Origin of the sequence: uncultured Psychroserpens sp. (assembly GCF_947503375.1) — a bacterium.
Lineage (GTDB): Bacteria > Bacteroidota > Bacteroidia > Flavobacteriales > Flavobacteriaceae > Psychroserpens.
Window position 1 is genome coordinate 506,355 of sequence record NZ_CANNDQ010000002.1, and the last position, 13,994, is coordinate 520,348.

The 13,994-nt window shown below is 33.2% G+C and carries 10 protein-coding genes; 3 read left to right on the forward strand and 7 right to left on the reverse strand.

Going from position 1 to position 13,994, the window contains the following annotated elements; genetic code table 11:
* Positions 1-11: 11 nt before the first annotated feature.
* The 5 genes from Q0876_RS05685 to Q0876_RS05705 all read right to left on the reverse strand — a co-directional run bounded on the left by Q0876_RS05685 (position 12) and on the right by Q0876_RS05705 (position 7,261).
* On the reverse strand, positions 12-788 hold the full coding sequence (locus Q0876_RS05685; RefSeq protein WP_299225004.1) for a 3'-5' exonuclease: 777 nt from the start codon (positions 786-788) through the stop codon (positions 12-14).
* Positions 789-1,017: 229 nt separating this feature from the next.
* Positions 1,018-2,355, reverse strand: a complete 1,338-nt coding sequence (locus Q0876_RS05690; protein WP_299225006.1) for a dihydrolipoamide acetyltransferase family protein — start codon at positions 2,353-2,355, stop codon at positions 1,018-1,020.
* Positions 2,356-2,445: 90 nt separating this feature from the next.
* Positions 2,446-3,546, reverse strand: coding sequence for a glycosyltransferase family 2 protein (locus tag Q0876_RS05695; protein WP_299225007.1), 1,101 nt, complete (start codon positions 3,544-3,546; stop codon positions 2,446-2,448).
* A 6-nt stretch (positions 3,547-3,552) separates the two neighbouring features.
* Positions 3,553-4,170, reverse strand: coding sequence for a recombination mediator RecR (gene recR / locus Q0876_RS05700; RefSeq protein WP_299225009.1), 618 nt, complete (start codon positions 4,168-4,170; stop codon positions 3,553-3,555).
* Positions 4,171-4,279: 109 nt separating this feature from the next.
* Positions 4,280-7,261 (reverse strand): T9SS type A sorting domain-containing protein, encoded by a 2,982-nt coding sequence (locus Q0876_RS05705; RefSeq protein WP_299225011.1) that lies wholly within the window; start codon positions 7,259-7,261, stop codon positions 4,280-4,282.
* Between the two features lie 170 nt (positions 7,262-7,431).
* Here Q0876_RS05705 and Q0876_RS05710 point away from each other — a divergent pair, with 170 nt between their 5' ends.
* A complete protein-coding gene (locus tag Q0876_RS05710) occupies positions 7,432-8,904 on the forward strand; it encodes a sodium:solute symporter (RefSeq protein ID WP_299225013.1) in 1,473 nt (490 codons plus the stop codon).
* Here Q0876_RS05710 and Q0876_RS05715 read toward each other — a convergent pair.
* Positions 8,891-9,253, reverse strand: a complete 363-nt coding sequence (locus Q0876_RS05715; RefSeq protein WP_299225015.1) for a CoA-binding protein — start codon at positions 9,251-9,253, stop codon at positions 8,891-8,893. The two genes, Q0876_RS05710 and Q0876_RS05715, sit on opposite strands and share 14 nt — an antisense overlap.
* Before the next feature lie 183 nt (positions 9,254-9,436).
* Here Q0876_RS05715 and Q0876_RS05720 point away from each other — a divergent pair, with 183 nt between their 5' ends.
* A complete protein-coding gene (locus tag Q0876_RS05720; protein WP_299225017.1) occupies positions 9,437-11,923 on the forward strand; it encodes an outer membrane beta-barrel family protein in 2,487 nt (828 codons plus the stop codon).
* 629 nt (positions 11,924-12,552) lie between these two features.
* On the opposite strand, the gene Q0876_RS05725 is transcribed toward Q0876_RS05720, so the two are convergent.
* A complete protein-coding gene (locus tag Q0876_RS05725; protein WP_299225019.1) occupies positions 12,553-13,563 on the reverse strand; it encodes a 3-oxoacyl-ACP synthase III family protein in 1,011 nt (336 codons plus the stop codon).
* A gap of 160 nt (positions 13,564-13,723) precedes the next feature.
* On the opposite strand from Q0876_RS05725, the gene Q0876_RS05730 reads away from it, so the two are divergent.
* A complete protein-coding gene (locus Q0876_RS05730) occupies positions 13,724-13,861 on the forward strand; it encodes a hypothetical protein (RefSeq protein ID WP_299225020.1) in 138 nt (45 codons plus the stop codon).
* The last annotated feature ends 133 nt before the right edge of the window (positions 13,862-13,994 follow it).

Genomic DNA, 13,994 nt, shown 5'->3' on the forward strand with positions numbered 1-13,994 from the left:
AATTGTTGTGTTTATAGCAACTTATTATTAAAGGCCCTTAATTTAATGGCAGTCAATACTTTTTTAGTATACAGTGGAAAATCGGCATTGAGCAGCCAACCGAAGTAACCAGGTTCTTTCTCTAATACTTCTGTTACTAATTTACCTTTATGTTTACCAAAAGCGAAACATTCTTCTCCATTTTTATTGTAGGCTATAAATCCGGCAAAATCAGCAAATTTCTTGCGCGAACTAAATTCAGCCAAAAAATCAGCATTATTATCTAATTCCTCATACTTATCTAATTGTGCTTTCAATACTTCGTATGTAGCAAGTGTATCGGCTTCAGCACTATGAGCATCATCTAGACTTTTATTACAATAGAATTTATAAGCTGCACTCAAAGTACGCTGTTCCATTTTATGAAAAATAGTTTGTACATCTATTGATTGTCTATTTTTCATATCAAAATCAACTTCTGCTCTAAGCATTTCTTCTGCCAATAACGGAATATCAAATCGGTTAGAATTAAATCCAGCCAAATCTGAGTCTTTTATCATATTATACACGTCTTTAGATATCTCTTTAAACGTTGGTTCATTTACCACGTCTGCATCAGAAATACCATGTACTTTAGTCACCTCAGGTGGAATAGGAATCGTTGGGTTTACACGCTTAGTATAGGTTTCTTCTTTACCGTTTGGATGAACTTTTAATATGGAAATTTCAACAATTCTGTCATTAGTGATATTGATTCCTGTAGTTTCAAGATCAAAAAAACAGATAGGTTTTGTAAGATTTAATTGCATTAGGCTAATTTTTTGGCAAAGATAAGTAGAATATGCGGAAAAGATGATTTGGGCTTATTGAATAAATTGAACAATCTTTATACATGACGTTAGAAAACATGAACTGTATTTAGGTTTAAAAAATCAAATGACAAACAGTAGTTGCTTATAAATCTTTTTTAGTGGAAAAAATAAAAAAGCACAATCTTAAGATCATGCTCATGCTTTTTAGTTTTTTACTTTGTTTATCCTATATTTCTCTATTAGGATCCCAAGCTTCTAAATAATCTTTAACTGCTTTTACAAATTGGCCTCCAAGCGCTCCATTTACAACACGATGATCGTATGAATGAGACATGAACATTCTATAACGAATACCGATAAAGTCACCTTCGGCTGTTTCAACTACTGCTGGAACTTTTCTTATAGCGCCAAGGGCTAAAATACCAACTTGAGGTTGATTTATTATTGGTGTTCCCATTATACTTCCAAAAGTACCTACATTGGTAACTGTATAGGTACCACCTTGGATATCGTCTGGTTTTAATTTGTTTTCTCTAGCACGTCCAGCAAGATCGTTTACTTTTTTGGTCATACCAACTAAATTTAACTGATCTGCGTCTTTTATTACAGGCACAATTAAATTACCATCAGGTAATGCAGCCGCCATACCTAAATTGATATGTTTCTTTTTTATAATAGAATCACCTTGCACAGAAATATTCATCATAGGAAAATCTCTTAAGGCCTTTGCAACAGCTTCCATGAATATTGGCGTAAACGTTAAGTTTTCACCTTCACGTTGTTTGAATTCATTTTTAACTTTATTTCGCCAATTCCATATTTTGGTAACATCAGCTTCAATAAAACTTTGCACGTGAGCTGAAGTTTGTACAGATTCGACCATATGGTGTGCAATCAACTTACCCATTCTAGTCATTTCTATGATTTCATCATCTCCATTAGCAACTACAGGCACTGGCTCAGATTTCTTTTCAATAACATCAGATGAATTAGAAACTATTTTAGAAGACTCTTGTTCGGTTTTAACAGGTTTAGCTTTTGTACCTCTATTCGCTATATAACTAACCATATCATTCTTGGTAACACGACCATCTTTCCCTGTGCCAGGAATAGCATCCAGCTCTGTTTGATCTATACCTTCTTGTTTTGCCATGTTCTTTACTAGCGGAGAATAAAAACGTTCTCCTGAACTTACTACTGGAGCAGCCGCTTCTTGAGCTGCAGTTACTGTTTTTACAACTTCACTTACAGCAACTGGCTCTTTAATAGTTTCGTGTATAGCTGGCTCAGCTTTTGGTGTCTCTCCTGAACCATTATTATCACCGTCAATTTCTATAACAGCTATGGTTTGTCCTACTTGTACTACATCGTCAACGTCAAAGAGTTTCTCAACCAATACGCCATCAACTTCACTCGGTACTTCACTGTCAACTTTATCTGTAGCAATTTCTAATACTGCTTCGTCAGCTTCAATAGTATCACCAATTTCTTTTAACCAAGATGTAATTGTTGCCTCTGCAACACTCTCTCCCATTTTCGGGAGTTTTAGTTCAAATTTTGCCATATCTGTAATCTAGCATCAATAATATGTTTAACGGTTGCAAAATTAATGAAAAATCAATACAATTATTGAGATTATTTCAATTAATTATTATCAAAAGGAAATAACTTCACCTCTACTTTTAGAGCTGTCACTCCCAATGATAAAGTTAGAATTTTTTGGAAGAATTTTGAATGTAGCAGTACAATTTTTAGGTGTCCCGGAAATAATATCTATAATTGCTTTAAAGCTGAGATGATGATGATCTAAAATATACTCTGTATCATCCTCATAGACTTCCACATTATGCTGTAGCTTTATGTCTTGTTTCAAAGAGGCATTTAGTGCCTCATTCATTTTTGTAGAAATAAGTACATATTGAATGATCTTGGTTCTTCTTTTCCTATTATTAGAGCGCTTAAATAATGATGCTAATTGTATCCCAAACCACACAAAAGTATTGAAAAAGAAGTTAGACTTAAAATGCTTATTGTAAAAAATCTGCATTGCACCATAAAACCGTTTGGCGTACACCTTGTCTTTTAATGTACTTTCACCTTTGTAGTGTATTACAGTAACTTTGCCATAATACATGTTATGATAATTAGCGCTTTTAATTTTATATGATAAATCTACATCTTCGCCATACATGAAATAATCCTCATCAAAACCACCAACTTCGTTATAAACTTGCTTTTTCATCACCATAAATGCTCCAACTAAAACAGGAACTCTACCAGAAGCGATTTGCTCTAAGCGCTTTACGTAGTATGAATCTGTAAATCCGAATATTTTTTTTATAGCTACACTTGGTGTTGGTACGTAGCGTTTACTTTCAGGTAAAAACTGGCCTTGACCATCTATTAATCGACAACCCAAAATCCCAATTTCAGATTTGCTTTTAATAAATTTTAAGATGTCTTTAAACGTTGTTTCTGAGACTACAGTGTCTGGGTTCAAAATGCAAATATACTCACCTTGAGCTTCAGCAACACCTATGTTATTACCTTTTGAAAATCCGAAATTAGTTGTATTGGCTATGAGTTTGACTTTTGGGAATAATGCTTTTATCATTTCACAACTGTCATCTGAAGAGTTATTATCAACAACAATGATTTCAGCATCTAAATCGTTTAATGCTGCTTCAACACTTTTTAAACAGAGTTCTAAAAAGTAACGCACATTATAATTTAGTATGATAACTGAAAGTTTCAAATAGGATTAGGATTTTAAGGATGCCTCAAATGGAATTCTATTAATAATACTTCGTCCTAGAGTAACTTCATCTGTATATTCTAATTCGTTTCCTACAGAAATGCCTCTAGCAATTGTAGATGTTTTAACATCTAAATCTTGAATCTGCTTGTAGATGTAGAAATTTGTTGTATCACCTTCCATGGTAGAACCTAACGCAAAAATAAGCTCTTTTATTTGTCCTTTTTTCACTTTATCCACCAAAGATTTGATGTGAAGTTCATTTGGACCAATACCATCCATTGGAGAAATTTTACCACCCAAAACATGATATAACCCACGGAAAGAGCTAGTATTTTCTATTGCCATCACATCTCGTATATCTTCAACGACACAAATAACATCATCTATTCTATGTGGATTGGAACAGATTTCACATAGTTCAGTATCACTTATGTTGTGACAGCTTTTGCAAGATTTAATTGTACTACGCATGGCACTCAATGCTTCAGAAAGGCTTAAGGTTTGTGATTCGGGCTGGCGTAATAAATGTAGAACTAAACGCAATGCAGTACGCTTACCAACACCTGGTAATTGTGACATTTCATTGACAGCATTTTCAAGAAGTTTTGAAGAAAATTCCATAGTGGCGAATTTACGATATAGAGCTTAATTACACTAAATATTTTAGATCAATAGTAAAAAAAAGCCACTTCAATTTTAGAGTGGCTATTAATTTTTATAGGTATTATTCTTATTCAACCATAAGTTTCTTAGTCACTATGCCATTAAGATTGTTAATGGTTACAAAATATAATCCTGATGCATAATTAGAAACATCTATTTTGATAGATTCTACTAAACTTTGTCCATTAGTGAAATACATTAACTTTCCTAAAGAATTAAATATTTTAATTGAAACTTGATCTGGTTTACTCCATACTAAACTTACTTGATTAGTCGCTGGATTAGGAAACATTTTAATTGAATTGAGTTCAAATTCTTCAACGCTTAGAAGTGGATCAAATAAATCTGACCTCCATAAACCTCGACCATAAGTTCCAGCATAGAGCTTATTATCTGCAGTATTGATTTCAAGCTCACTAATAATTACATTTGGTAAATTATTACTAAAAGGTTGCCAATCTGCAAATGTATTATCAATATAAAACACACCATAGTTCATTCCCAAGTATAGACCGTCTTTTCCATTATTTTCCCACACTAAAGCACGAGCACTAAAATCTGGCAAACTTAAACGATATGGTGTCCATGAATTACCACCATTAGTTGATATATATACCTTTTGAGAACTTGTAGTTGCAATTGCAATTTTATTTGGATCTGAAGGGTGAATTGCAATAGAATTTATATTTCCGTTAAACCCAGATAATTGAGTCCAATTTCCAGCAATTCCTCCAGTTGTTGTTTTATAGAGATCACCACCTCTTGCAGCCAACATAATCAAGTTATTACTTGGTGCTATTTTCAAGTGATTCAAATTTCCTCCAAAATTTTGAGAAATAGATGACCATGAATTACCAGCATCTGTAGATTTATATACCTCATCATATCCAGTATAAATTACATCTTGTAACGATGGGTCTTGTTCAAATGGTGTGATCCAGTTACCAGATTTATTTAACGGGGAAGGAATAAACGTAGAATTTGAACCTTGATTAAATGATTTGTATAAGGTACCAAACTGTGAGGTCCCATAAAGAATGTTACTATTCGTTTTATCAACAAAACCTTCCATTCCATCAGCACCTAACCAATCTCTCCAAACACCATCAGAACCTAAAACAGAACTTCCATTATCTTGCGAACCACCTGTAACCACTACAGGATTAGTTTGGCTTACACCTATTTTATAAAATTGCCTTATTCCTAATCCAGGAGTTAAATCTCTATAGTATGAACTATTGACAACAAGTGGATTATCGGCAACAAATATACCACCATCACTACCTACATATAATTTATACCCTTGAGTACTATTACCAACATATTCCATAATATCAATATCTGCATGGCAATAGCCAATATTTTCTGCAGCAGCAGTTTGAGGCACCCATTGTGAGCTTACATTAAAATTAACGCCTCCATCTATTGACCTCCATGACAGAATGCCTGCAATATGAACATCATCTGCATCATTTGGGTTAACAACTACATCCATATCTCTTGGTGCCTGACCTCTATCATCTGAAGCTGTTGAGCTATATCCAAAGTAATTTTTATTAGTATGATCAAGTTTATTAAACGTTTCGCCGCTATCATCAGACCTGTGAAACCCTCCAAAAACTCCTCCAGAAGACTCAAGAACATATACAACATTAGGATCATCATTAGAAACGCCTATCATTTTAGGGCCAGATTCGAATGCATTATTAGCGGCTTCAAAACCATCAGCAAAAATTACGTTTACACCATCTTGAACCAACACATCATCGAGTGTAAAACCTCTACCGAAGTTTGCAGTACCTTCAAACGCTATATAGTAAGCTGATGATGCATTAGGAAGATTCAATGTGATATCTGTCCAAAAAGGGGACTCACTTGTATATGAAGCCAACTCTGTCCAAGAACCAGCAGCAGATGTTTTATACAACACGCGCATGGTATCTATATCACCTTCCCAATTTACGTTTGTATATGAAAAGTTCAATACTGGATTTGTTGTTCCTGAAAGATCTAAAACTGGAGTCACAAGGTTAGTTATAGGTGAAGTAAAATTACCTACATAACAAATTGCCATTGCATTTCCTGTTCTAGGTCCGACGGTATTATTTTGATTAGTTCCACCTGTAGTCCAATCATTATTACCTGAAATATATTCTTGTTGCCAAAGATCAAGACCATTTGGAGTTGTAAATGTAGCACCTCCATCTGTAGATTTGAAAAATGCATTTCCAGAAGCATAAACAACATTAGTATTTCCGGGTTTAAATTCGATATCATAACCGCTAGTAGCTCTACCATCGATGAGTGTCCAAGTAACACCTGCATCTAAAGACTTATAAATACCTCCAAAATCGACGCTACAATACATTTTATTTGTGTTAGTTGGATCAATAAGAATTTTATTTACGTTACCAACTCCTGTATCAGCTAAAATATTCCAAGTTGCACCAGAATCTGTTGATTTGAATATGGTACCACTTGAAGAGCCCCAAAAATAAGTTGATGGATTACTAGGGTCTATAGCTAGTGCATAAACCGTTAATGTGGAAAGATTATCTGTAAGTACTGTCCAAGTAGCACCTCCGTCAGTAGTTCTCCAAACTCCTCCTGTATTGGCTCCAACAATAATATGATTGATGTTTGTAGGCTCAACTGCTATAGAAGTTACACGACCAACACCAGGATTCCAACCAGAGGTTTGATTCCAATAAGAAGGTCCTAATTGTTCCCACGTTCCAACTGTGGTTCTATACTCTACAGAATTTTGGTTTACAAAGTTGTTGTAGTTTTCTAGCTCGTTAAAATAATACTCAGGAGTTTTAAGCATCCCGTTCTCATCCATATTCAATAACGCTTGATACTCCCAACGTTTATATGGTTTATATCCTTTTCCTCTTTCTGTCCCGACAATTGCAAAATGAGCTTCAGCTGATTGCTGAATTTCTTGCACAGTATGCGTACCTTCAGAAATCATTTTTTTATATTCTTGAGACCAAGACGATGTTGATAGAGTGATTAAAAAACCAAGCAGTAGGTAAAAATTTTTCATTTTAAAACTTTAGGGTTAAAAGTAGAATCTAAATAAAGATTACATATTCAAATATTCTGAAAATCTGCAACTGTAAAAACATGCATCTTAATTAGAAATTACTTAATATTGTTAACAATTTTTTACCAAAAATAAGATTTTTAAAATAAAACGCTGTCAAACCCCTAATTATGTCGACAAACGGTATCATTTTTCTCATTCTGGCTTACTTTGGAATACTCATTTTAATCTCTTATATAACTGGGAAAGAAGATACTAACGAAGTTTTTTTTAAGGCAAAAAAGCAATCACCTTGGTATGTCGTTGCATTTGGAATGATTGGTGCCTCATTATCAGGAGTTACCTTTATTTCTGTACCAGGCCTAGTGAATGGGGAACAGTTTGCTTACATGCAAGGTGTATTTGGTTTTTTTATTGGATATTTAGTAGTGTTACTTATACTCTTACCTCTATACTATAAACTTAATGTCACTTCAATATATCAATATTTAGAGCATCGTTTTGGAAAAGTAAGTTACAAAACTGGTGCATTTTTCTTTTTACTCTCAAGAGTCACTGGAGCATCCTTTAGGCTTTATTTGGTTGCCTTGGCTATGCAGTATATAGTTTTTGAATCTCTAGGAGTGCCTTTTTGGATGACTGTAGTGATATCAATTTTATTAATATGGTTATATACCAATAGAGGTGGAATAAAAACTATTGTTTGGACTGACACACTACAAACCCTTGCTATGCTTACTTGTGTTATTGTTGCTATAGCACTAATCGTTAATAAATTGGAATGGTCTGCTTCTGAAATTTTAAATAACACTAATTTCAAATCTAAAAGCAAAATAATTTTTTTGGAAGATGCTAATTCTAAAATTTATTTTTGGAAATATTTCATTGGAGGTATATTCATCACTATTGCTATGACAGGTTTAGATCAAGATATGATGCAGAAAAACTTAACTTGTAAAAATCAAAAAGATGCTCAAAAGAATATGTTTTCCATGGCTGCTTTATTAGTAGTTGTCAATTTCATTTTTTTAAGTTTAGGCGCTTTATTATTTATTTATGCAGAACAGTTTGGTATTGATATCCCAATAGTGGACGGAAGGACCAGAAATGATCTTTTATTCCCTGAAATAGCAATGAATCAAGGTTTAGGAAAAGGACTCGCAATTACCTTTATCATTGGGCTAATCGCAGCTGCATATTCAAGTGCCGATTCTGCATTAACTTCTCTAACCACATCATTTTCAGTAGATTTTTTAAATATTGAGAAAAGAGAAGTTGATCAACAAAAACCGTTACGAAAGAAAGTGCATGTTGGCGTGTCTATACTACTCATTATAGTTGTTATTATTTTTAATAGTTTAGAAGGTAGTGTTGTGAGTAACTTATTTAAATTCGCAACATTTACCTATGGTCCGTTGTTAGGCTTATTTGCTTTCGGAATTATTACAAAAAGAACAATCAAAGATCAATATACTTGGATTATTGGTTTAGCTGCCATTTTAGTAACTTACGGTATCACTTCGTTACCAGAAAATGTCATTGGTGATTATAAGTTTCATTGGGAAGTACTACCTATAAATGGGTTAATTACTATGCTTGGTTTATTCTTTATTTCAAAAAAAGCCACTACTAATATTGATTAGTTGCTAATAAAACTAGTGTACATGCTTCCTCAAAATATACGCCTTCTTGTTTTAAAACATTTTGAAATTCTGGATTCTCAGTTCCAGGATTAAAAATTACACGTCTCGGTTTTAAAGAAAGAATGTAATCGTAAAATGGTTTTTGCCGTTCAGCGTTTAAGTATAAGGTTACAGTATCAATATCTTTATAAGGCATCAAGTTTGTATCTATCGTAACACCACTTACTTCGCCCTCTTTGAGACCAAATGCAGCAACTTGCTGATTGTGATCTACGAGTCTTTTAATGGCTATATTCGAATAACGATTAGGTTTCAATGAGGCGCCAATAACTAAAGTTTTTTTATGCATAAATTTCAATAAAAGGATTTATTTTAATTTTTTATCAAATTTAATAAAGCTAGCTTCAAAACACCCTGAAATGTTAAAGGCATGTTAAGTAGTGTTAAAATTGGTAACATAAATTCAAATCTCACGTCTATGAGGTACAACCTATTCCGAGAGGAATAATTCATCAATCTAATCAATCAAAAAATGAAGAGAATTACACTGTTGTGTATGCTTTTATTTTCAATAATTGCTATTGCACAACCACCCAAAGAGGTTAAGTTCAGAAATGGTTCTGTATCTGGTCGCGTTATGGATGCGTCGCTTAACCAACCACTACCTTATGTTACAATCGTAATCAAAGATGCTGCCGACAAAACACTCACTGGTGGAATCACCAAAGATGACGGTACTTTTTTTATAGACAATGTCCCTGAAGGAAAACTAACTTTAAGTATACAATACATTGGTTTTAAAACTACAATAAAAACAATTACTATTGGTGATGGTAATTATAAAATAAATACAGGTGATATTTTATTAGAAGAAGATATAGAGAGCTTAGACGAAGTTACTGTAGTAGCTGAAGTTACTACTATTCAACAAAAAGTTGATAGAAAAGTTATTAATGTTGGTAAGGATCTTACTACCTCTGGACCCACGGCTAGTGATATTATGAATAATATACCATCTGTAAATGTCGATCAACAAACAGGAAATATTAGTCTTCGAGGTAATCAAAATGTGCGCGTTATGGTAGATGGTAAGCTTTCAAATGTTCCTATTGCACAACTACTAAGACAAATACCTTCTACCTCAATCAAACAAATAGAACTAATCACAAACCCTTCCGCTAAATACAACCCAGAAGGTATGAGTGGTATTATTAATATAATCCTACACAAGAATGTAAATATAGGCTTCAATGGTAATATAAATGTTGGAATAACAAAAGAGATCTTTGCAAAGTTTAATAGTTCGATAGATATGAATTACCGTAATGGGAAATTTAATCTCTATGGAAATTATGGCAATAATATTGGCAATAATGCTAACTATGGAGAAATTGAGCGCTTAGATGATAATTCACTTCAAGAATTCGATTTTGGAAATAATAACAAATCGCATTTATATAAAGTAGGTCTAGATTTTTATATGAATGACAACAATACCATTTCATTCTTTACCAACCAAAACCTTTATAACGGTATAGGTGATGGATCAACAGGTGTTCAATTTGTAAACCAGCCGCTTCAATTACAAATCTTTAATAATGATATAGATAATACGGTCTCTCAATATAATGGTGTATTTAATCATAAATTTAAAAAGGAAGGTGAAAAACTTGATCTAGAAGTAGATTATAGCATTTTTAATCAAGATGAAATTGCAAATTTCGATTTTGTAAACATCTCATTTCCGCCTAACTATGTAGATTTTGTTGATACCGAAAGAGATCAAACAGTTATTAACTTAGACTACACAAATCCATTAACTGACAATACAAAATTAGAAGTTGGTGGTGAAATTCGTCTTTTCGAGACCAATATTGATTACAATTCAACAGGACTTTCTATTAACGAACTTCAAGACAATATTCCAAATAATGGCGATGAATTCATCCAAACACCAAGTACAGATTTTACGTACAAAAGAGACATCTACTCCCTTTATGCAACTTACGGAAAAACATTTGAAAAATGGAGTTATCAAGTTGGTGTGCGAGCTGAGAGTGTGACTGAAGATGCTTCAGCAATAAGACAATTACAAAACACCTCAGAAAACACACCTTTTGAAAATGATTATATTCAGGTCTATCCTTCAGCATTTATAACCTACAACCCAACTGAAAAGAATTCTTATCAAATGAGTTATAGCAGACGTGTTGACAGGCCTGGCTTACAACAAGTAAATCCAATTAGAGAGTGGAGTACACCATTGATTTCCTCTTTTGGAAACACCAATTTACAACCACAATTTACTAACTCAGTAGAATTTAACTATACAAGAAAATTAAAGAAAGGTTCGATTACAGGTGGTGTATTTTTTAGACTCGTTGAAGACGAAATTAACAGAGCTGTTTTTATTGACCCACTCGATCTAAACAAGAACATTCTTACGTTTGATAATTTTGAAAACACTACAGCCTATGGTATAGAGCTAAGCAGTAACTACAGACCTACCAAATGGTGGAGTTTCAATGCAAGTTTTGATCTCTATGCAAGAGAACAGAAAGGGATTGCTGAAAGTTTAAATGCACCTATAGCAATAGCAACACCTGAAAATATTGTACGTACTACTATAGAAGTAGATAATATTGTTTACAATTTTAGGCTATTTAACAACTTTAAAGCTACAAAACGTTTGAACCTCTCCGTTTTCACAATGTACAGAGGCGAAGAAAAGGGATTACAATTTACTAGAAAGCCAATGTTTATGGTAAATACTGGTATTCGCTATAGCTTCCTTGAAGATAATAGAGCTACATTCAGTTTCAACTACAGTGACATCTTCAATACGATGAAGTTTGAATTTGAAGGCGATAGACCTTATCCACAAGTTGGTGAATTCAACTGGGAAAGCAACACATGGAATGTTGGACTTTCATACCGATTTGGTGGAGGAAAATATAGAGCTTTACAACGTAAGCGAAGAGATAGTAGAGAAAAATCTGGTAGTGGTGGATTTATATAAAAATTTATTTGCATTTAATAGCCTACATAATAGTTGATGGTTAGTGTTAAGTTTGGTTATTAAATGATACGCCCGAAGCCGAAAGGTTTCGGGTTTTTTATTATTAACGCTTACAAATGTTAAAGTTTTATAATTACTGTAATGAATTGTGTTTGAACTCGTCTTAACTATAACTACTTGATCTTACTGAATTAATTTGAATTAGCCTTTAAAATATTCTCTGATTTAAGTAAAATTACTCTTATTATATAAAGCCCTCAATTTATTGAGGGTTTTTGTTTGCCAAAATTTGTTAAAGTTGAATACGATCTGTAATCTTTATGTAATTACTTCGACTTAATAGTTAATAATTTGATTATTTAGACCCCTTAAGTAATACAAAGTTTTTAAGTGATTAATAGCAGAAAAATCCGTGGTGAACACTACGGATTTTTTTTTAGATAAGTATAACTAGTGTTAATAGATAGTTAAAAATAAAATGACATATAATAAAACAATAATTTTTACGTCTATACAATGTGATAAGTTTTAAAATTAATCAGTTAACATATCACTGTTTTATAGTTTTAGTGTTATTTATGATTGATTAATAGCTAGGAAATCCGAAATTGAAAAATTTCGGATTTTTTTTACCATTTGATAATCACACTTCCCCAAGTAAAGCCACTCCCGAAAGCTGCTAATACAACTGTATCTCCTTCGTTGATTCGACCTTGCTCCCATGCTTCAGTTAAAGCGATAGGTATTGAAGCTGCTGTAGTATTTCCGTACTTTTGAATATTGTTGAAAACTTGATGATCTTCTAACTTAAACTTACGTTGAATGAATTGTGCTATACGTAGATTGGCTTGGTGAGGAATTAACATATCAATATCATTGACCTCAAGATTATTGTTCATCAACCCTTCCATGATCACCTCGCTAAAACGTACCACAGCATTTTTAAATACAAATTGCCCATTCATATATGGAAAATAACTTTCATCATCTGGATTATTTTCAGAGATAATATCTGTTACCCAACGTGTTCCCATTCCTGGCGCTTTTACTACTAACTCTTCTGCATGTTCTCCTTGAGAATGTAAATGAGTTGACAATATACCTTTACTTGTATTTTCTTCTCTACTCAACACAGCTGCTCCTGCTCCATCGCCAAAAATTACAGAGACACCACGACCTCGAGTGGTTTTATCTAAACCATGTGAGTGTAATTCACTTCCAATTACTAACACGTTCTTATACATTCCCGTTTTAATGAAATTATCGGCTACAGAAATGCCATAAACAAAACCAGAACATTGATTTCTAATATCTATAGCTCCAACTGTCTTTATGTTTAAAGCATGCTGAACCTGAACACCTGGACCCGGAAAATACATATCTGGACTTAAAGTGGCAAAAACAATAAAATCAATATCATCTTTATCAATTCCTGCACGCTCAATGGCTATTTTGGCAGCTTTTACTCCCATTGTTGCAGTAGTATCTCCATCTCCTTCTTTAACCCACCGACGTTCTTTAATTCCAGTACGTTCTTGAATCCATTCGTCACTAGTTTCCATAAGTTTAGACAAATCGTTATTGGTAACCACATGGTCTGGAACATAGTGTCCTAAACCTATTATTTTGGAATTGTACATAATTACTTACTTGCTTTTTATAAATGTAATAAATTAATGTATAAAGCCTAAGTTATACATGAATTTTAACGCATTGCAAATATAATATACTTCGCTTAACAGCTTCTTTATGTTTAACGTTTAATGCACCAAAAGGTCTTGGAGCCCCGTTAGGTTAGTTATGCTTCCAAAAGAGAGTCATGGTTACCGAGCCAGAGAGTCTGTATTACATATGCTTTGGGAACAAGATCAATGGTTAGAAAAACATCTTAAAAGCAACCAAGAAATAGACACACCAAATGAAACGCTCAAAGATTAATATCCTTCAATAATAAAAAAAGCTATTCGTTTATTGAATAGCTTTTTTTTATGCCAAGTTGTCACAAATTACATATTGGCATTTTTGTTGTCATATAGCTTAAAACTTAATACATAACATAAAACTTATATAT